Below are 19,120 nucleotides of genomic sequence, written 5' to 3' on the forward strand. Positions count from 1 at the left end.
CGGCCCCGGATTTCCGGGGCTTGCAGCGCTAACCGGCGTTGCCCCGAGCACCAGCCGCTGCCTCGCAGCGGCTTTTGTATTTTCTGAAATAACGAAGTGGAGAGCCGCATGGTTCCCGTAATCGCCCTGGTGGGCCGACCGAACGTCGGCAAATCCACCTTGTTCAACCGCCTGACCAGGACTCGCGACGCCATCGTCGGCGACTTGTCCGGTCTGACCCGTGATCGCCAGTACGGTGAGGCCAAGTGGCAAGGGCGTTCCTACATTCTGATCGACACCGGCGGTATCTCCGGTGACGAACACGGTATGGACGAAAAAATGGCCGAGCAGTCGCTGCTGGCCATTGAAGAAGCGGATGTTGTGCTGTTCCTGGTAGATGCCAAGGCCGGTTTTACCGCCGCCGACCAGATGATCGCCGAACACTTGCGCAAGCGTAACAAGCGTTCCCACGTGGTCGCCAACAAGGTCGACAACATCGACCCGGAAATGGCCCGCGCTGAATTCGCCCCGCTGGGCATGGGCCACGCGATCCCGATCGCCGGTGCTCACGGCCGTGGTATCACTCAACTGCTGGAAGCGGCACTGAGCGATTTCCCGCGTGACGAAGACGAGCCGCAGGAAGGCGAAGAAGAGATCGTCGCCGAAGGTGAGGAAGCCAAGCGCATTCCTGGCCCGAGCGAAAAAGACGGGATCAAGATCGCCATCATCGGCCGTCCGAACGTCGGCAAGTCGACTCTGGTCAACCGCATGCTCGGTGAAGACCGCGTCATCGTCTACGACCAGCCCGGCACCACCCGCGACAGTATCTACATCCCGTTCGAGCGTAACGACGAGAAGTACACGCTGATCGACACCGCCGGTGTGCGCAAGCGCGGCAAGATCCACGAAGAAGTCGAAAAATTCTCCGTGGTCAAAACCCTGCAGGCGATCAAAGACGCCAACGTGGTGATCTTCGTGATGGACGCCCGCGAAGGTGTGGTCGATCACGACCTCAACCTGCTGGGCTTTGCCCTTGAAGCCGGTCGTGCGCTGGTGATCGCGATCAACAAATGGGACGGCATGACCCCGAGCGAGCGCGACTTTGTGAAGGTCGAGCTGCAACGTCGGCTGTTCTTCGTCGACTTCGCCGACATTCACTTCATCTCGGCGCTGCACGGTACTGGCGTGGGCAACCTCTACGCCTCGGTGCAGAACTCGTTCAAGTCCGCGGTTACCCGCTGGCCGACCAGCCGCCTGACGCAGATTCTCGAAGACGCGGTCAGCGAGCACCAGCCGCCGATGGTCAACAGCCGCCGGATCAAGCTGCGTTACGCTCACCTGGGTGGTGCGAACCCGCCGATCATCGTGATCCACGGTAACCAGATCGAGAAAGTGCCGAAGTCGTATGTGCGCTATCTGGAGAATACTTACCGCCGTGTGCTGAAGCTGGTCGGTACGCCGATCCGCATCGAGTTCAAGGGCGGCGAGAACCCGTACGAAGGCAACAAGAACACGCTGACCGACCGCCAGGTCAACAAGAAGCGTCGTTTGATGTCGCACAACAAGAAAGCCAGCAAGAAACGCCGCGACAAGAAGTGATCAAGTTGATTGTTCCCACAATTGTGTGGGAATGCTCAACCGCTTGTGTAGGAGCTGGCGAAGCCTGCGATCTTTTGACTTTGCTTTGAAGGCAAGATCAAAAGATCGCAGCCTGCGGCAGCTCCTACAGGGTTCGGCGATAAGAAGGGTGCTCAGTTGAGCGCCCTTTTTTTATGGGCGCCGGATGGGCTATTCTCGGGCTCTCCCGCGCCGCCGTCAGAGCCGGGTGTAGAGCAGGGAACCCCTCGATGATCACCAGTAAGTTGCCGAACGTCGGCATCACTATTTTCACGCAGATGTCTCAGCTCGCGGCGCAGACCGGAGCGATCAACCTGTCCCAGGGTTTTCCTGATTTCGACGGCCCGCAGTCCCTGCGTGACGCGGTCGGTCGGCATATCGCCAGCGGCCACAACCAATATTCACCGATGACCGGCCTGCCGGCGCTGCGCGAGCAGATCGCGGCGAAAATCGCGCGCAGCTATGGCGTGAAAGTCGATGCCGACAGCGAAGTGACCGTCACGCCGGGTGCGACCCAAGCGATCTTCTGTGCGATTCAGGCGGTTATCCACAGCGGCGACGAAGTCATCGTGTTCGACCCGTGCTACGACAGCTATGAGCCGGCGACGCAGTTGGCGGGTGGTCGCTGCGTGCATGTGCAACTGAACCCGGTCGACTTTTCCATCGATTTTGACAAGCTCGCCGCGGCCCTCAGCCCGCGCACGAAAATGATCGTCATCAATACCCCGCATAACCCGAGCGGTGCACTGATCAGCCGTGCCGAGCTGGATCAACTGGCAGAGTTGATCCGTGGTCGGGACATCTACCTGATCAGCGATGAAGTCTACGAACACCTGATGTTCGACGGCGTGCCGCATGTCAGCGTGTTAGCCCACGAAGAGCTGTATCAGCGTGCGTTTGTGGTCAGTTCGTTCGGCAAGACCTATCACGTCACCGGCTGGAAAACCGGCTACGTGGTTGCGCCCCCGGCGCTGACCGCCGAGCTGCGCAAGGTGCACCAGTACGTCAGTTTCTGCGGCGTGACGCCGCTGCAATACGCCTTGGCCGATTACATGGCCGAGCACCCGGAACACGTTGAAGAGCTGCCGGGCTTCTATCAGGCCAAGCGCGACCTGTTTTGCGATTTGCTGGCGCCGTCGCGCTTCACCTTCACCCGCGTTACCGGCACGTATTTCCAGCTGGTCGACTACTCGCAGATTCGCCCCGATTTGAACGACGTCGACATGGCGATCTGGATGACCCGCGAACATGGCGTGGCGAGCATTCCGGTGTCGGTGTTCTACCAGAATGCACCGCAAGGCCAGCGCCTGGTGCGCCTGTGCTTTGCCAAACGCGAGGAGACGCTGCGCGAGGCAGCGGCAAAACTATGCGTGATCTGAGTGCGTTGCCCGATCTCAATCTGGCGCTGATCCAGACCAGCCTCGCCTGGCATGACCGTCAGGCCAACCTTGAGCACTTCGACGTGCTGTTGGAGCAGGCCCGAGGCGCGGATCTGATCATCCTGCCGGAGATGTTCACCACCGGTTTCTCCATGGCATCGGAGACCCTCGCCGAAGCCGAGCATGGCCCGACCCGCAAATGGATGAAGGCGCAGGCCGCGAAGCTCAATGCAGTGATCACCGGCAGCGTGATCATTCAGGCGGCGGATGGCAGCCATCGCAACCGCCTGCTGTGGGCACGCCCGGACGGCGAAGTCTGGCATTACGACAAGCGCCACCTGTTCCGTATGGCGGGTGAGCACAATCACTACACGCCCGGCGAGCGTCAGGTGCAGTTCGAGCTCAAGGGCTGGCGGATTCGGCCGCTGATTTGCTACGACCTGCGTTTCCCGGTGTGGAGTCGCGATGCGCAGGACACCGATCTGCTGCTGTACACCGCCAATTGGCCGGGCGCACGGCGTCTGCACTGGAACCGCTTGCTGCCGGCGCGGGCGATCGAAAACCTGTGCTACGTGGCGGCGGTGAACCGGATCGGCACCGACGGCAAGGGCTTTGCCTATACCGGCGACAGTCAGGTGCTGGATTTCCAGGGCGAGACCTTGCTGGCGGCGGGGGAGGCGGACGGCGTGTTCAAAGCAGTGCTGGAAGCGGCACCTCTGGCGGCGTATCGCGAGCGCTTTCCGGCGAATCTGGATGCGGATACCTTCGAGTTCACTTGATACTCGCAGCGCCTGTCAGGACGCCTTCGCGAGCAAGCTCGCTCCCACAGGGAAATGCATTCCAAATGTGGGAGCGAGCCTGCTCGCGAAGGCGCCATAAAAGTCAGTAAAAAAGCATCAGGCAAAAAAAGGCCCCGGCGTTCACACTCCGGGGCCTTTTGCATGTCAGCGAAGGCTTAAGCTGCTTTCGCCTCAGGTTGGCTCAGCGAGCGGTTCAGGGCACTGAACAGCGCCTTGAAGCTGGCGGTGGTAATGTTTTCATCAATGCCCACACCGTGCACCGCACGTTCACCGTTCACGCGCAGCTCGATGTAAGCCGCTGCCTTGGCGTTGGTGCCCGCGCCGATCGCGTGTTCGTTGTAGTCCATGATTTCCACCGGGATCGGCAGGCCGGCCACCAAGGCTTCCAGCGCACCGTTGCCCTTGCCGCGCCAGTGCAGGTTGGTTTCGCCCTGACCCTTGCTCGCCACTTCCACTTCGACGGCACTGTTGCCGTTTTCTTCCTGCAGGCGATGGCTGACCAGCGCGTACGGGGTGTTGGCTTGCAGGTATTCGCTGATCAACAGCGAGTGGATCTGCTTGGCGGTCATCTCCAGGCCGAGGCGGTCGGTTTCACGCTGCACCACCTGGCTGAACTCGATCTGCATGCGACGTGGCAGGCTGATGCCGTATTCCTGCTCCAGCAAGTAGGCGATGCCGCCCTTGCCCGACTGGCTGTTGACGCGAATCACCGCCTCGTAGCTGCGGCCGATGTCGGCCGGGTCGATCGGCAGGTACGGCACTTCCCACAGGGTGTCCGGTTTCTGCTGGGCGAAGCCCTTGCGGATCGCGTCCTGGTGCGAGCCGGAGAAGGCGGTGTGGACCAGGTCGCCGACGTACGGATGACGCGGGTGCACCTGAATCTGGTTGCACTCTTCGACGACTTTGCGCACGCCGTCGATGTCGGAGAAGTCCAGCTCAGGGTCAACGCCCTGGGTGTACATGTTCAGTGCGACAGTAACGAGGTCGACGTTACCGGTGCGCTCGCCGTTGCCGAACAGGCAGCCTTCGACGCGATCCGCGCCGGCCATCAGGCCCAGCTCGGTGGCGGCGACGCCGGTGCCACGGTCGTTGTGGGTGTGCAGGCTGATGATCACGCTGTCACGACGGTTGATGTTGCGGCCGAACCATTCGATCTGGTCGGCATAGACGTTCGGCGTCGCGCATTCAACAGTGGCTGGCAGGTTGAGGATCATCTTGTGCTCAGGCGTCGGATTCCAGACCTCGATCACTGCGTCACAGACTTCCTTGGCGAATTCCAGCTCGGTGGCGCTGAAGGTTTCCGGCGAGTATTCGAAGGTCCACTCGGTGTCCGGCTGCATGGCTGCGTATTTGACGAACAGCTTGGCGGCGTTGACCGCGATGGCCTTGATGCCGTCCTTGTCCTGGTTGAAGACGATGCGACGGAAGGACGGCGAGGTGGCGTTGTACAGGTGAACGATGGCTTTCTTCGCCCCGCGCAGGGATTCGAAGGTGCGCTCGATCAAGTCTTCACGGCCCTGGGTCAGCACCTGAATGGTGGTGTCGTCCGGGATGTGGCCTTCTTCGATCAGGGTACGCACGAAGTCGAAGTCGGTCTGCGAAGCGGCCGGGAACGAGGCCTCGATTTCCTTCACGCCGACCTGCACGAGGGTTTTCCAGAAGCGCAGCTTTTTCACCGCGTCCATTGGCTCGATCAGCGACTGGTTGCCGTCACGCAGGTCGGAGCTGCACCAGATCGGCGCGGCGTCGATGGTTTTCGACGGCCAGGTGCGATCCGGCAAGTTGATGACGGGAAACGCGCGGTATTTCGAAGACGGGTCTTTGAGCATGCTCATCGGGAAAATCCTTATTGTCTGGGCCGAAAAGAGGCGGCCTGCCGGTGGAACGAATGTTCGGGAAAACGCTTGGGACGAGGCGCAGCGATTCAGCCCGGCAGTCGTGCGCTGACGAGGCACAGACTGCGGTGCTGGCGAAGCTGAATAAGGGTGTGAGAGGTTTTCATGCCTTCAACCCTAACCGCGAGGGGAGAGGATGGCAAGCAGTCGAAAAAAATTGAGAGGAATACTCGAAAAGCGGGGTTATGCAGGATTTTATTGCGCCTAAGGCGGTGGATCTTATTGATGTTTGCGTGAGGTTAGATTGGGGCGCAATTGTTTTTTTGAAGATTCATTGAGTATGGCGGTGTTTTGTAAGCCGCCTTCGCGAGCAGGCTCGCTCCCACAGGGATCTTTGTTGTGAATAAGATCCAGTGTGGGAGCGAGCCTGCTCGCGAAGTGGCCGGTCGCCTCAACACATATTTAAGGTTGGAATGCACCAATGAAAATCGCCGGATCCACCCGCGCATCGTTCAGGCTGATGTTCCAGTGCATGTGCGGCCCGGTCGCCCGCCCGGTCGAGCCGACCTTGCCAACCACTGCACCACGGGCCAGTTGATCGCCGACCTTCACATCGATTTTCGACATGTGGCAGAACATGCTGATAAAGCCCTGCCCGTGATCGACAAACACCGTGTTGCCGTTGAAGAAGTAGTTGCCGGTGAGGATCACTTTGCCCGCCGCCGGGGTCTTGATCGGCGTGCCCGCCGGCACCGCAAAGTCGAGGCCAGCGTGCGGGTTGCGCTCTTCGCCATTGAAGAAGCGGCGCACGCCGAACTTGCTCGACAGCGGCCCGTTGACCGGTTTGTCCAGCAACAGGTTGCTCGGGGTGTTCGGGCTGAAACTGCGGTAAGCCTTGATCTGCTCGGCCAGCTCACCCTCGATGCGCTTGAGATTGGCCGGATTCGGATTGACCTGCTGAGTGTTCTTCAGGGTGATGTGCTGTTCCGGGTATTTCTTGTTGCCGACGGTGAACGGCAGATTGCGCCCGCCACTGCTGATCTGCTGGCTGCCGGGTTTGACCGTCAGCGGTACGCCGACAATCGCCAGCCAGTTGTTCTGTTCCTTGACCACCAGCACCGGTTTGCCTTGATAGGTGGCTTTCGGTGCCTGCGCGGCGTTGCCCAGATCAACCACCGCCACGCCGCCCGGCACCGGTTTGTTCAGCAGACGGGTGATGTAGCTGTCGGCGTGGGCATTGAAAGCGGTCAGGCACAGCAGCAATAACGGAGCGAAAAAACGCGGCATGGATCAGTCCAGTAAAGAGAGGGTGACAGGCGTCAGGTGATTGTCCTCGACGCGCACTTGCAGTTCGCCTTCGCCCAGTCTGGCTTTCAGACGCTGGCCGGTGTGGGTTTGCGCGGCGTTGCGAATCGCGTGGCCGCGTTCATCCAGCAGAATGCTGTAACCACGGCCCAGAGTCGCCAGCGGACTGACCACATGCAGCGTCTGCATCTGGCTGTGCAATTGCAGACGACGGCTTTTCAGGCCTTCGCGCATGGCTCGCGGCAGGCGTTCGGCGAGGCTGTCGAGGCGCTGGCGCAGCATTGCCAGTTGGCGTCCCGGGTGTTGCCCGGCGAGGCGGGTTTCCAGGCGGATCAGGCGTTCGCGGCGGGTATTGAGCTGGCGCTCGAAGGCGCGGCGCATGCGCATGTCCAGGTCATCCAGGCGTTGCGCTTGCTGACGCAGACGTTCGCCGGGATGACGCAAGCGACGGGCCATGCCTTCCAGGCGCAGACGATCGCGCATCAAACGGTCGCGCATGCGCATCACCAGACGTCGGTGCAGGCTTTCGACCTGACGGATCAGGTGACTCGAATCCGGGGCCAGCAGCTCGGCGGCAGCGGAGGGCGTTGGAGCGCGCACATCGGCCACGAAGTCACTGATCGACACGTCGGTTTCATGCCCGACGGCGCTGACAATCGGCGTCACGCAGGCATCGACCGCGCGGGCCACGGCTTCTTCGTTGAAGCACCAGAGGTCTTCCAGCGAACCGCCGCCACGGGCGAGGATCAGCGCGTCGAATCCACGGGCATCGGCCAGTTTCAGCGCGCGGACGATTTGCGCGGTGGCTTCGCGGCCCTGCACGGCAGTCGGGATCAACGTCAGTTGCACCTGCGGCGCCCGGCGGCGGAATACGCTGATGATGTCGCGAATCACCGCGCCGGTCGGCGAACTGATGATGCCGATGCGTTGCGGATGTGCCGGCAGCGGCACTTTGCGTTCAGCACTGAACAGGCCTTCGGCGCTGAGTTTTTCCTTCAGCGCATCGAAGGCCAGGCGCAGCGCGCCGTCACCAGCCGGTTCCACGGTGTCGAGAATCAGCTGATAGTCGCCACGGCCTTCGAATAGCGAGACCTTGCCGCGCACCTTCACGGCCAGGCCGTCCTTCAGCGCCTGACGCACCCGCGCCGCGTTATTGCGAAACAGCGCGCAACGCACCTGCGCACCGCTGTCCTTGAGGGTGAAGTACACGTGGCCGGACGCCGGGCGGGCGAGGTTGGAGATTTCGCCTTCGACCCAGATGTTGCTGAACACGTCTTCGAGCAACACCCGTGCGCGGCCGTTGAGCTGGCTGACGGTCAGGACTTCTCGGTCAAGGCCGAGCCTTGCAAAGGGATCTTTAATCATGGGCCGCAGTTTAAAGCTAATTTCCGACGCAATACACGAATCCCTGTAGGAGCTGCCGAAGGCTGCGATCTTTTGATCTTTTTTTGGAGGGCAAGATCGAAAGATCGCAGCCTCGTTTCACTCGTCAGCTCCTACAGGGGATTTGTGAAGGTCTGGATGAAGTGTTGAACCAGTGGCGTGGGATTCTGGCGATAGGCGAGGGCGACGGTGCTCTGGCAATCGGGATCGCTCAGCGGCAGAAATCGTACGCCAACTGGAGCAATGTCCTGCATCGATTCGGGTAGCAGAGCGATGCCGAATCCAGCCTGGATCAACTGCAACTGCGTCGTCTTGCGTGACATCACCCGCGCCGCTTTGGGAAAAAAGCCCTGACGCATGCACAGGTCGGCACATAGATAACTGAGTCCGCCACGTTGCGGATGCGGGATCGAGATAAACGGCTCGTCTTTCAGTTGCGCCAGTTCAACAGCGGGTGAGTCAGCCAATCGATGTTCATTCGGTACCGCCAATAGCAGGCGTTCGGTGAATAAAGGCACCATGTGAATGCCCTCACGCTGACGCAACACCGGCAAGCGCAACAAACCAATGTCCAGACGTCCTTCAGCGAGTTCCTCAAGCTGCGCCTCGGAGGACAGTTTGCCGATGTCCAGCGACACGCCATTCTGCTGATCGAGATAAGTGCTGATCCGACGCAATAAACGCCCGCTGATCGACACCGTGCTGGAATGACTCAGACGCAGCGTGCCCAATTGTCCGTTACCGACTTCGGTCGCCATTGCGCTGGCTTTGCTCAGCTCATTGAGCAGATTTCTCGCCCGTGGCAGAAACGCCTCGCCCGCTGCGGTGAGTCTTGGCTGACGCGCGGTGCGTTCGAACAGCGGCGTTTGCAGGCGGCTTTCCATGTCCTTGATTTGCCGGCTCAGCGCCGATTGCGCAACGAACAAGCGTTCAGCCGCTGCACTGAAGCTGCCACAGTCGGCGATTTCTACGAAGTAGCGCAGTTGACGGGTTGAAAGCACCAGGTATGCCTTTTCGAGATGGGTGAGCGACTTTGATCATATTAGTCGCAAGGCTTGGCGCTGGCTAAAGTCATCACAGGCTTATATAGGAAGCGAATGATGAGCGTGGTGGGGTTGTTGAGCGAATGGACATGGGGCGCAGACGGCTGGGTGGTGATCGGTTTGGGGATCGCGCTGGCTTATATCGTGTTCGGGATTGCCGGGTTTGGTACGGCGCTGGTCGCGGGGCCGATTCTGATTCTGTTCATGCCGTTGTCGAAAATCGTGCCGCTGCTGGTGCTGCTGGATTTTGTCGCGGCGTTCGGCAATCTGCTGCCCTCGCGCCGGGATGTGGCGAAACCCGAGTTGCTACGGCTGCTGCCGTGCATGGCGGTGGGGTGCACGTTGGGGGTGATTTTCCTGCTTAACCTCAAATCCGACCTGTTGCTGCTGTTGATGGGGCTGTTCATCAGCACTTATGCGGTTTACAGCCTGTGGGTGAAAACCCGGCCGACGCAGTTGTCTGCCGCATGGGCACTGCCGATGGGCACGGTCGGCGGATTGTTTGGGGCGTTGTTTGGCAGTGGTGGCTTTTTATATGCGATCTATCTCAACAGTCGCCTGCCGAAAGACGCGGCGCGGGCCACGCAAAGTGCGCTGATCAGCTGCAGCACCGTGGTGCGTTTGAGCCTGTTTGCCCTCGCCGGGGTGTATGCCGAGCTACCCTTGTTGATGCTGGCGGTTTGTCTGTTGCCGGCCATGGCGCTGGGCCTGTGGATCGGGCGGCGCTTGACCATGCGGTTGTCGCGTGAAGCGTTTGTACGATTGGTGACCTGGCTGGTGCTGGCCAGCGGGATTGCATTGATCGGGCGCTATTTCAGTACTTGACCGGATTTCGTCAGGGATTAAGCTGCCGGCCTTTAGGGCCTCTTCGCGGGCAAGCCCGCTCCCACATTGGAATGCATATCCCTGTGGGAGCGGGCTTGCCCGCGAAGGCGTCAGAAGCCATACCGCAGGACTTTCCATGAATTCGCAAAGCATCATCGTCCCGAAAATCTCCACCCTGCCGGTCCACGAACCTAGGGCGCGGGCGATCCTGCGTTGGCTGGTTCGCAAGAATATTGTCAAGGAAGAACTGAGTACTTGCGGCCGCACCGGCAATCGCATGGCGTACGCGATCGCCGATGGCGCGCGCGCCGTAGTACTGCACCCGCAGGCTTTGCCCTTCGGTGAACCCATCAACGGCCTGGAAATCGTTACCAAGCGCTGCATCTACACCCCAGCCAAAGGTTTTCTCGAAGAAGCCGGGTGCGCCGAGTGCCGCCGCGAAGTTGGCGAAGCGCTGTTCGAAAGCCTGGAAGACTGGTTTCCAGGCCGCACCGACAACTTCACCTGCCCGGAATGCGGGCATGAAGACGACATCAACGGTTTTCTGTACTTGCAGGAATGCGCGTTTTCCAACCTGGGGTTCATCTTCAACAACTGGCTGGAAGCGGGGTTCAAGCAGAGCTTTATCGATGAGTTCGCCGATTGGCTCGATCAACCTGTCAGCTGGGTAAAAGTCGAACTTTGAAATTGTAGGAGCTGCCGCAGGCTGCGATCTTTTGACGTTGTTTTTTATAGCCAAGATCAAAAGATCGCAGCCTGCGGCAGCTCCTACGGAAAACAGCAGGCCCCGTACATCAATTAAGCTGAGTTTTACATTGAACAGCAGGGGGTGTCTGACTATAATGGCGCGCTTCCATTTTCCCGCTCGGGAGCCCCCGCGATGCTGCGTATCAGCCAAGAAGCTCTGACATTCGACGACATTCTCCTAGTGCCTGGTTATTCCGAGGTGCTTCCTAACGAAGTCAGTCTCAAGACCCGCCTTACCCGTGGCATCGAGCTGAATATTCCTCTGGTTTCTGCCGCCATGGACACCGTCACTGAAGCCCGTCTGGCAATCGCCATGGCTCAGGAAGGTGGTATCGGTATCATCCACAAGAACATGACCATCGAGCAGCAAGCTGCCGAAGTGCGCAAGGTCAAGAAGTTCGAAGCCGGCGTCGTGAAAGATCCGATCACCATCGAGGCAGATGCCACGGTGCGTGACCTGTTCGAACTGACCCGTCTGCACAACATTTCCGGCGTTCCGGTGCTGCATGATGGCGACCTGGTCGGCATCGTCACGTCTCGTGACGTACGCTTCGAAACCCGTCTGGAAGCCACCGTACGTGAAGTGATGACGCCTAAAGAGCGTCTGGTCACCGTGCGTGAAGGCGCCGACAAGAACGAAGTCCGCGAGTTGCTGCACAAGCACCGCCTGGAAAAAGTCCTGATCGTCGACGACAAGTTTGCCCTCAAAGGCATGATGACCGTCAAAGACATCGAAAAAGCCAAGGCTTACCCGCTGGCCAGCAAGGACGATCAAGGTCGTCTGCGCGTGGGCGCTGCCGTCGGTACCGGTAAAGACACCGGTGACCGCGTTGCTGCGCTGGTCAACGCCGGTGTGGACGTGGTGGTAGTCGACACCGCGCACGGTCACTCCAAGGGCGTGATCGACCGCGTTCGCTGGGTCAAAGAGAATTTCCCTGAAGTGCAGGTGATCGGCGGCAACATCGCCACCGGCGCAGCCGCCAAGGCCCTGGCCGAAGCGGGCGCCGATGCGGTCAAGGTCGGTATCGGCCCTGGCTCGATCTGCACCACCCGTATCGTCGCCGGTGTCGGCGTACCGCAAATCAGTGCCATCGCCAACGTCGCCGCTGCCCTTGAAGGCACAGGCGTGCCGTTGATCGCCGACGGCGGCATCCGTTTCTCCGGTGACCTGTCCAAGGCCATCGTCGCTGGTGCGTCCTGCGTGATGATGGGTTCGATGTTTGCCGGTACTGAAGAAGCCCCGGGCGAGATCGAACTGTTCCAGGGTCGTTCGTACAAGGCGTATCGCGGCATGGGTTCGCTGGGCGCCATGTCCCAGGCGCAAGGTTCTTCCGACCGTTACTTCCAGGATTCCTCGGCAGGCGCCGAGAAGCTCGTTCCGGAAGGGATCGAAGGCCGCGTGCCGTACAAAGGTACTCTGACGGCGATCATCCACCAGTTGATGGGCGGTCTGCGTTCCTCGATGGGTTACACCGGCAGCGCCAACATCGAAGAAATGCGCACCAAGCCTGAGTTTGTGCGGATCACCGGTGCCGGCATGGCCGAATCCCACGTTCACGACGTGCAGATCACCAAAGAAGCGCCAAACTACCGCGTAGGTTGAGGCTTCAAGCAAATCATCAAGCAACCGGGGCTGTTTTATTCAGCCCCGAGTTGTTTCTGAATCACGACTGTTTCTGAATTACTTAAGACGAGACTGAATCATGGCCCTCGACATTCACGCTCACCGCATCCTGATCCTCGACTTCGGTTCGCAATACACCCAACTGATCGCCCGCCGCGTGCGTGAGATCGGCGTGTACTGCGAGCTGCACCCGTTCGACATGGACGAAGATGCGATCCGCGAATTCGCGCCTAAAGGCGTCATCCTCGCCGGCGGCCCCGAGTCCGTACACGAAGCCAACAGCCCGCGCTGCCCGCAGGCGGTATTTGACCTGGGCGTGCCGGTCTTCGGTATCTGCTACGGCATGCAGACCATGGCCGAGCAACTGGGCGGCAAGGTTGAAGGTTCCGAACTGCGTGAGTTCGGTTACGCCCGCGTTGACGTGGTCGGCAAGAGCCGCCTGCTCGACGGCATCGAAGACCACATCGACGCCGACGGCCTGTTCGGCCTCGACGTGTGGATGAGCCACGGTGACAAGGTCACCAAGATGCCGGAAGACTTCCACATCCTGGCCAGCACCCCGAGCTGCCCGATCGCTGGCATGTTCAACGACGAGCGCGCTTACTACGGCGTGCAGTTCCACCCGGAAGTGACCCACACCAAGCAGGGCGGCCGCATCCTGTCGCGCTTCGTACTGGACATCTGCGGCTGTGAAGCCCTGTGGACGCCGTCGAAGATCGCTGAAGACGCCATTGCCAACATCCGCGCACAGGTCGGCACCGACAACGTGCTGCTGGGTCTGTCCGGCGGCGTTGACTCCTCGGTGGTTGCGGCGCTGCTGCACAAGGCCATCGGCGATCAGCTGACCTGCGTCTTCGTCGACAACGGCCTGCTGCGTCTGCACGAAGGCGAGCAAGTGATGGCCATGTTCGCCGAGAACATGGGCGTCAAGGTGATCCGCGCCAACGCCGAAGAACAGTTCCTCAACAATCTGGCCGGCGAAGCCGATCCAGAGAAGAAGCGCAAGATCATCGGCCGTACCTTCATCGACGTGTTCGATGCCGAATCCTGCAAGCTGGACAACATCAAGTACCTGGCGCAGGGCACCATCTACCCGGACGTGATCGAGTCGGCTGGCGCGAAAAGCGGCAAGGCCCACGTGATCAAGTCGCACCACAACGTGGGCGGCCTGCCGGAAGAGATGAACCTGAAACTGGTCGAGCCCCTGCGCGAACTGTTCAAGGACGAAGTCCGTCGTCTGGGTCTGGAACTGGGCCTGCCGTACGACATGGTCTACCGTCACCCGTTCCCGGGCCCGGGGCTGGGCGTACGCATCCTCGGTGAAGTGAAGAAGGAATACGCCGACCTGCTGCGTCGTGCCGACCACATCTTCATCGAAGAACTGCGCAAGGCCGACTGGTACCACAAGGTCAGCCAGGCTTTCGTGGTGTTCCAGCCAGTGAAATCGGTTGGTGTGGTTGGCGATGGCCGTCGTTACGCCTGGGTCGTGGCCCTGCGTGCCGTGGAAACCATCGACTTCATGACCGCACGTTGGGCACACCTGCCTTACGAACTGCTGGAAACCGTCTCCGGCCGCATCATCAATGAAATCGAAGGCATTTCGCGCGTTACCTACGACGTGTCGAGCAAGCCGCCGGCGACCATTGAGTGGGAGTGATCCCGCACCAAGTCTGATGGCTTGAACGCTGGCACTTCAAAAGCCGTGTGAAATCATTTCACACGGCTTTTTTGTTTGCCGATTAAAGCGGTTTCGACCAACCCGCTAACCTCAGCCCCATATCGTTCAGTCCCTGTAACAGTTCTCTGATACTGCCGTAGCGTTTCCCGCTCACCGAGGGCCAGTTCGGGCGCTCGATATAAAAACGGTCTCCATCGGTCTCGATCAGCGTGCGGACCAGTTCTTTGCTGCGGCTGCGATGTACCAGAAAAATCATGCGCGGTTGTTGTTTTAATGAGTACATGCCGTAACGAGGCAACAGCGTTTCGAACTCTGCCATGGTCTGGGCAGACCACGGCGTTTCCATCTGCAGGCGAAAGTCTCCCCGAACCAGTGCGCTACGGCCCTTCAGGCTATCGCCGGCCAGCAGGATTTTTCCAGGGTCGATTTCGATTCCGCCAGAGGTGCCTTCGGCGACATCTTCAACGCGAATACCGATGGCTTCCTCCAGCTCGCTCACCCCGGCCACGCCTTCGAAGGTATTGGAGTGAGAATTACCCATCAGTGCCACCCATTTGTGTGCACCTCGCGCGGTCTGGTCGGTACGAATGATCGTCCTGGCAAAGTAGTTCATCATTTTTTGCCGCACGTTTTCGTCAACGAAGTGTTCTTCGCCCGCGATGGGCGTCATGCCGTTGAGCCTATAGCTCGCCATGCAATCGATCGCCTGCACATGGATTCGCTGTTTTGCTGCCGCCTTGACCACTTCAAGAAACGTATAACGTTCAAGGGGATCGGTCATTTGTCCGATATCAAGCACCTTCAGGTAGCTTTCCAGCGACTTTGGCATGAGTCCGGTCTGCAGGTAGGAATCCAGCGCGGCCTGATGGAAGTCGGTCAACAAGTGTTCCATGTAGAGCGTCTTCACGTTGTGGCTGGCCAGCACCTCCATGTTTTCGATCAGCCATTGTTTAGCGCCGATCTCACTGTGAGACTCACCGATAACCAGTCCTCGGGCATGTTCGAGAAGCTTTTCGACGATCTCTGCGGCGCTGGCATCGTGACTCAGTACGGGTGTGGGCGGGCGTCGGGGAAGCTCGAGTTCGCGATAGAAGCGCAAGGCATCTCGATAGAGGCGTTTTCTGACAGCTTTGAAGTCCCGGTAAGGATCGGACTCTCTCAGGCTGTCGTATGCATCTCGCAGTGCGTCGGTGTCAGTTCCGGCGGCGCCATTTTGCAGCGCCGATTTCAGCTGCGGCGGCATATCGTATTGCGATACCGGTAGCGGCGTCGTGACACGCTCGGTCATGCCGGTCGAGCTCGCCCCTTGGGTCGGGGGTGTTTTGCCACCGCCCTTGAGTCCGCCGCGAGGCATCGTCTCCCATTCTCCCTCGGCGTTCAGACGCACAGGGATCGAATTTGAAAAGCTCTCGGGATTCGCCGGATCGATGATCGACCAATGCCCGCCGCCGTTGATATCGGCTTCGTAACGCACGTAATACGCAGTGTCGTTGAGCATGATGGCGGCGGACGGGTTGGCGTTGAGGCGGTAGATACCCTGAAATTTTCCGGGTTCACTGCCGGGCGCATTGCCTTCCAGCAGTTCATTGGCTTGCCAGTGCTCGGGTGGAGTCGGTCGTTGAATTTCGGGACGCACTTGCGCAAGGTTCTCCAGCACCGAAGTCACGCCTTCTGCTTCGCCAGCGACTTCAGGCCAGCCCATTGGCTGCAGGCCTTTTTCGATCAATGCCTGTTTCAGTTCAGCGAGGTTATCCACCGTCATGGAATCGTGGATTGGCCCGAGCGGAGTGTCCAGATTCATCCTGCCGCCCGGAGTCATTCTGATCACGCTGTCCGCCATTTGATGGTTGGCGTTGCGATAAACCACGAGGATGCTGCTTCTGTACCGTTGAAAGGTGAACATTCCCGGTTCCGGCAACAGCGCACGAAGATCTTGTGGCGATCGGTAGGCCCACGGGGTTTGCATTTGTACACGCCAGTCGCCTTTGATGCTGTCTCGGATATGGTCGAAGCCGGTGATATCCGACCCTTCTTCCTCGACAGGCGAGTCCGGATAGTCTGCGTATTCCACCGCTAATCCGGGATCGGAGCCGATGGGCTGTGCCTGACCGGGTGGCACGTCATTGATGCGTACGCTCATGGCGTCGGTCTGTTCGCTGATACCCTGATAGCCTCTGAAACTTGTCATGTGTTCCTGATCAACCAAGGCAATCCATTTGGCCGGCCCTTTTGATTCTTCATTGAACCGGATGACTTCGCTGGCAAAAAACTTCCTCATCATCAAGCTGTCTGGATTTCGGGTAAGGATGTCTTCATTGATGTTGTAGGTCGTTGTCATGTCGATGGCTTGAACGCGGATGCGCTGGGCATTGGCAGACTTGACCAAGGCCAGCAGATTGAATTTGCCCTCGGGATCGTTACCGGCCTTGATGTCGAGTTTTCTCAGATAGTTTTCCAGCTCTTCGGGCATTTCGCCGGTTCTGGCAAAGGTGTCGAGGTCGAGCTGATTGACGTTGGCCAGCAGTTCCTGCAAGTACAGTGTCTTCACGCCACGGTGAGCCAGGGCGGACATGTTTTCGATCAGGAACTGTTTGCTGCCGATACTGCCGCGATTCTCGCCAACGATCAGTCCCGGCTTTTCCGCAAAGGCAATGTCGAGCAGGTCGGTTGTCGTATTGATCACCCGTGCAGGTGCCGCGAGGCGAGGCGTCGGTGGATTGAGCTCGTAGTAGGCTCGCGCATCGCTGATTAGTGTGTTTCGGGGCTCTTCCTGATCCAGTTCGAATTCACTCAAGGACTCCGTGAGCTCGTCGGTAGGGGACATCATCACACTGCGGTTGCCAACGGCATTTTCATCGATGCCGACGACACTGCGTACGTCGATGTCGCCGAGGGTCCATATGCGTCTGTACAGATTGCGCACATCGGGGCCGCCAAGTGCCCAAGACCTCATTTGCGGGTCTTCGAGGCCGAGCACATGAATGCCCGGTGTTCGTGCCCATTCTTCGACGGCGGGCTCACTGGTTGCGGCCGCACCGGGAGCGGACGGCAGGATCATGCCGCCCTTCAGCCCAAGTCGCGGAACGATTTCCCATTTGCCCGCAGGGCTCAATCGCACTGGAATGGAGCTGGAAAACGCATCGGGATTGGCCGGATCGATGATCGCCCAATGACCTCGGCCATTTAAATTGGCTTCGTAACGCACGTAGTACGCACTGTCGTTGAGCTTGATCGCGGATGAAGGGTTGGAAGAAAGCCGGTAGGTACCCTGAAATTTTCCCGGTTCGCGAATCAGTGTGTTTTCGCTCAGTGGCACATCGATTTTGAAGCTTTGCGGCACCTTCACCGTCGATTCGGGACTGGCCGGCGTTTCAACGCTGGCTTCGCTCTGTGTCGGCCCGGAAGCTTTGGCCCGTTGTGTCGTCTCCTTCAGATCAGACATTTCTTTCGCTTCGGCGGCATCGATTTCGGGGCCGACTTCTTCGAGCGAACCAGGGCCTTTGAGGACGAGCAAGTTGAACAGAATGTCGATACCGCTCAGTACCGCGCCGAGGATGCCCGCCTTGCGCTCTTCGGCGGTCCTGGCGTTGACGGCCTGATCAATGTTCAACCCCAGATTGGCGATGCTGGCGCCGATCACCGGCAGTGCAATGGGCCAGCCGACGACTGCCATCGGGCCAAGTACTTTCACACCGGCGCTGAGGTAACCGATCCACAGTTTTTTTCGTAGATTGCCATTGGAGGTCAGTGACAGTGCGGCCTCGGCGAACATCGCGCTTTGGGTCGAGTCTCGCAGCCAGCTGAAAACGTCGCCGCGAATGATCCGGTTTTCCTGGTTGATCAAATGATGGTCGTATTTGCCCCAGGTGCTGACCAGGCGATTCATCAGACCGGTAATGTCCTCTGCAATACGTTGTCGATCAGCAAGGCAGAAATGCGACATGAACACCTGACGCGTTGCGTCCTTGTTCATCCGCTGCAACATCCAGAAGTGCATGTCGGTGGCCGTTTCCAGCGTCTGGAAGGCATCGGTTTCGCCGGGCAGATAGACGATTTGCCGGCCTTTGGGCGCGATAAAACGAAGGACGTTGGTGGCCACGTAGCCGGCGACATCCAGTGTACGAACACAGTCAGTGCCCGGGGACTGTGTTTGCAACAATTGCAGACTGACCGGCCAGGTGATCGGGCCAATGGCCGCTTCGGTGACGAACTGGAAATCCTCATCGCTCAACTGGCGCTTGTCCCTTGCCCGAAGGGCGCTGATGAGGAAGTTGCACTTGGCCAGGGTGCGGAAGTCGGTGCCGGAATCGTCCCAGAACGTCGTCAGCCGTTCGTTGTACAGCGAGCTGAAGTCAATGCTCCAGAAGTCCCGCAACACCTCGTTACCGTGCAGGCGCACTTCGTTGCGTTCGTCGAACGTACCTGGATTGGGACCTGCGGTATAGAAACCGGCATACACGTCGAGCAGATCGGCATTGTCCTGATCGGCGACGCGAAAGCGGTGAATGACCAACTGGGTCAGCGTCATGGAGGACGTTGGCGTTGCATGGACATGCTCCCATCCCGTAAAGGCTTTCGAACTGCTTTGGGCCTCGGCGAAGCGATGAAAATACACCTGGTCCGGATCAAGGCCGGTGATGCCGTATTTTTTCAGCAAGTCAGACGCAACGTCATGAGCGGTGTCTTGCAGGCTGGGGCACGTCTGGATAAGGCGGGTGGCGATGGCTTTGAGGGCAGCCTTGTCGGCGGCATTGGGCTGCGGGCGGTGTTGGTTCGGATTCATACACTCTCACTCCTTGAGAAACGGGCAGTGAGCATGAGCCGTTCGCTCGGGGGAGGTGCACTACATAGTTATATGCATGAGCGATCCGGCGTGCGTCTCTGCGTCGCCCTTACTGTTTCGCA

Annotated in this window: 12 protein-coding genes; 7 read left to right on the forward strand and 5 right to left on the reverse strand. The window is 59.3% G+C overall.

Annotated features, from left to right (window positions below; genetic code table 11):
- The first annotated feature begins 108 nt into the window (after nt 1-108).
- From der to ACM6HV_RS17105, 3 genes are all read left to right on the forward strand, one after another.
- Complete coding sequence (der, locus tag ACM6HV_RS17095; RefSeq protein ID WP_414904822.1) at nt 109-1,578, forward strand: ribosome biogenesis GTPase Der; 1,470 nt, start codon at nt 109-111, stop codon at nt 1,576-1,578.
- A gap of 248 nt (nt 1,579-1,826) precedes the next feature.
- Complete coding sequence (locus tag ACM6HV_RS17100) at nt 1,827-2,975, forward strand: pyridoxal phosphate-dependent aminotransferase (RefSeq protein ID WP_414904823.1); 1,149 nt, start codon at nt 1,827-1,829, stop codon at nt 2,973-2,975.
- On the forward strand, nt 2,963-3,754 hold the full coding sequence (locus tag ACM6HV_RS17105; RefSeq protein ID WP_047296332.1) for an amidohydrolase: 792 nt from the start codon (nt 2,963-2,965) through the stop codon (nt 3,752-3,754). The genes ACM6HV_RS17100 and ACM6HV_RS17105 overlap by 13 nt, the downstream gene beginning before the upstream one ends.
- 176 nt (nt 3,755-3,930) lie before the next feature.
- On the opposite strand, the gene leuA is transcribed toward ACM6HV_RS17105, so the two are convergent.
- The 4 genes from leuA to ACM6HV_RS17125 all read right to left on the reverse strand — a co-directional run bounded on the left by leuA (nt 3,931) and on the right by ACM6HV_RS17125 (nt 9,299).
- Nucleotides 3,931-5,610, reverse strand: coding sequence for a 2-isopropylmalate synthase (gene leuA, locus ACM6HV_RS17110; protein ID WP_027612129.1), 1,680 nt, complete (start codon nt 5,608-5,610; stop codon nt 3,931-3,933).
- A gap of 462 nt (nt 5,611-6,072) precedes the next feature.
- Nucleotides 6,073-6,897: a peptidoglycan DD-metalloendopeptidase family protein gene (locus ACM6HV_RS17115; RefSeq protein ID WP_145594780.1), complete on the reverse strand. Its 825-nt coding sequence runs from the start codon at nt 6,895-6,897 to the stop codon at nt 6,073-6,075.
- Nucleotides 6,898-6,900: 3 nt separating this feature from the next.
- Entirely contained in the window at nt 6,901-8,280 is a 1,380-nt protein-coding gene (gene xseA, locus ACM6HV_RS17120) for an exodeoxyribonuclease VII large subunit (RefSeq protein ID WP_103367345.1), read from the reverse strand.
- Between the two features lie 131 nt (nt 8,281-8,411).
- Complete coding sequence (locus tag ACM6HV_RS17125; RefSeq protein WP_414904824.1) at nt 8,412-9,299, reverse strand: LysR family transcriptional regulator; 888 nt, start codon at nt 9,297-9,299, stop codon at nt 8,412-8,414.
- A 99-nt stretch (nt 9,300-9,398) separates the two neighbouring features.
- Between ACM6HV_RS17125 and ACM6HV_RS17130 the strand changes: the two genes are divergently transcribed.
- The 4 genes from ACM6HV_RS17130 (at nt 9,399) to guaA (ending at nt 14,194) form a co-directional block, all read left to right on the forward strand.
- Nucleotides 9,399-10,166 (forward strand): sulfite exporter TauE/SafE family protein, encoded by a 768-nt coding sequence (locus ACM6HV_RS17130; RefSeq protein WP_414904995.1) that lies wholly within the window; start codon nt 9,399-9,401, stop codon nt 10,164-10,166.
- 136 nt (nt 10,167-10,302) lie between these two features.
- Nucleotides 10,303-10,851, forward strand: coding sequence for a sugar ABC transporter ATPase (locus ACM6HV_RS17135; RefSeq protein ID WP_108590387.1), 549 nt, complete (start codon nt 10,303-10,305; stop codon nt 10,849-10,851).
- Between the two features lie 195 nt (nt 10,852-11,046).
- Nucleotides 11,047-12,516: an IMP dehydrogenase gene (gene guaB / locus ACM6HV_RS17140; RefSeq protein WP_041071849.1), complete on the forward strand. Its 1,470-nt coding sequence runs from the start codon at nt 11,047-11,049 to the stop codon at nt 12,514-12,516.
- Between the two features lie 100 nt (nt 12,517-12,616).
- Nucleotides 12,617-14,194 carry a glutamine-hydrolyzing GMP synthase gene (gene guaA, locus ACM6HV_RS17145; protein WP_041071851.1) on the forward strand — a complete coding sequence of 526 codons (1,578 nt, stop codon included), beginning with the start codon at nt 12,617-12,619 and terminating at the stop codon, nt 14,192-14,194.
- Between the two features lie 82 nt (nt 14,195-14,276).
- Here the strand turns inward: guaA and ACM6HV_RS17150 are convergent, their stop codons facing one another.
- Nucleotides 14,277-18,998 (reverse strand): membrane-targeted effector domain-containing toxin, encoded by a 4,722-nt coding sequence (locus ACM6HV_RS17150; RefSeq protein ID WP_414904825.1) that lies wholly within the window; start codon nt 18,996-18,998, stop codon nt 14,277-14,279.
- Nucleotides 18,999-19,120 lie beyond the last annotated feature (122 nt).

Source organism: Pseudomonas sp. IT-P260 (assembly GCF_949768395.1).
GTDB lineage: Bacteria > Pseudomonadota > Gammaproteobacteria > Pseudomonadales > Pseudomonadaceae > Aquipseudomonas > Aquipseudomonas parakoreensis.

Excerpts from the sequence above, each read along its gene's own strand:
- xseA (WP_103367345.1), bottom strand. The coding sequence starts at position 8,280 with ATGATTAAAGATCCCTTTGCAAGGCTCGGCCTTGACCGAGAAGTCCTG.
- ACM6HV_RS17115 (WP_145594780.1), bottom strand. The coding sequence starts at position 6,897 with ATGCCGCGTTTTTTCGCTCCGTTATTGCTGCTGTGCCTGACCGCTTTC.
- ACM6HV_RS17105 (WP_047296332.1), top strand. The coding sequence starts at position 2,963 with ATGCGTGATCTGAGTGCGTTGCCCGATCTCAATCTGGCGCTGATCCAG.
- ACM6HV_RS17100 (WP_414904823.1), top strand. The coding sequence starts at position 1,827 with ATGATCACCAGTAAGTTGCCGAACGTCGGCATCACTATTTTCACGCAG.
- der (WP_414904822.1), top strand. The coding sequence starts at position 109 with ATGGTTCCCGTAATCGCCCTGGTGGGCCGACCGAACGTCGGCAAATCC.
- guaA (WP_041071851.1), top strand. The coding sequence starts at position 12,617 with ATGGCCCTCGACATTCACGCTCACCGCATCCTGATCCTCGACTTCGGT.
- ACM6HV_RS17130 (WP_414904995.1), top strand. The coding sequence starts at position 9,399 with ATGAGCGTGGTGGGGTTGTTGAGCGAATGGACATGGGGCGCAGACGGC.
- ACM6HV_RS17135 (WP_108590387.1), top strand. The coding sequence starts at position 10,303 with ATGAATTCGCAAAGCATCATCGTCCCGAAAATCTCCACCCTGCCGGTC.
- guaB (WP_041071849.1), top strand. The coding sequence starts at position 11,047 with ATGCTGCGTATCAGCCAAGAAGCTCTGACATTCGACGACATTCTCCTA.
- ACM6HV_RS17150 (WP_414904825.1), bottom strand. The coding sequence starts at position 18,998 with ATGAATCCGAACCAACACCGCCCGCAGCCCAATGCCGCCGACAAGGCT.
- leuA (WP_027612129.1), bottom strand. The coding sequence starts at position 5,610 with ATGAGCATGCTCAAAGACCCGTCTTCGAAATACCGCGCGTTTCCCGTC.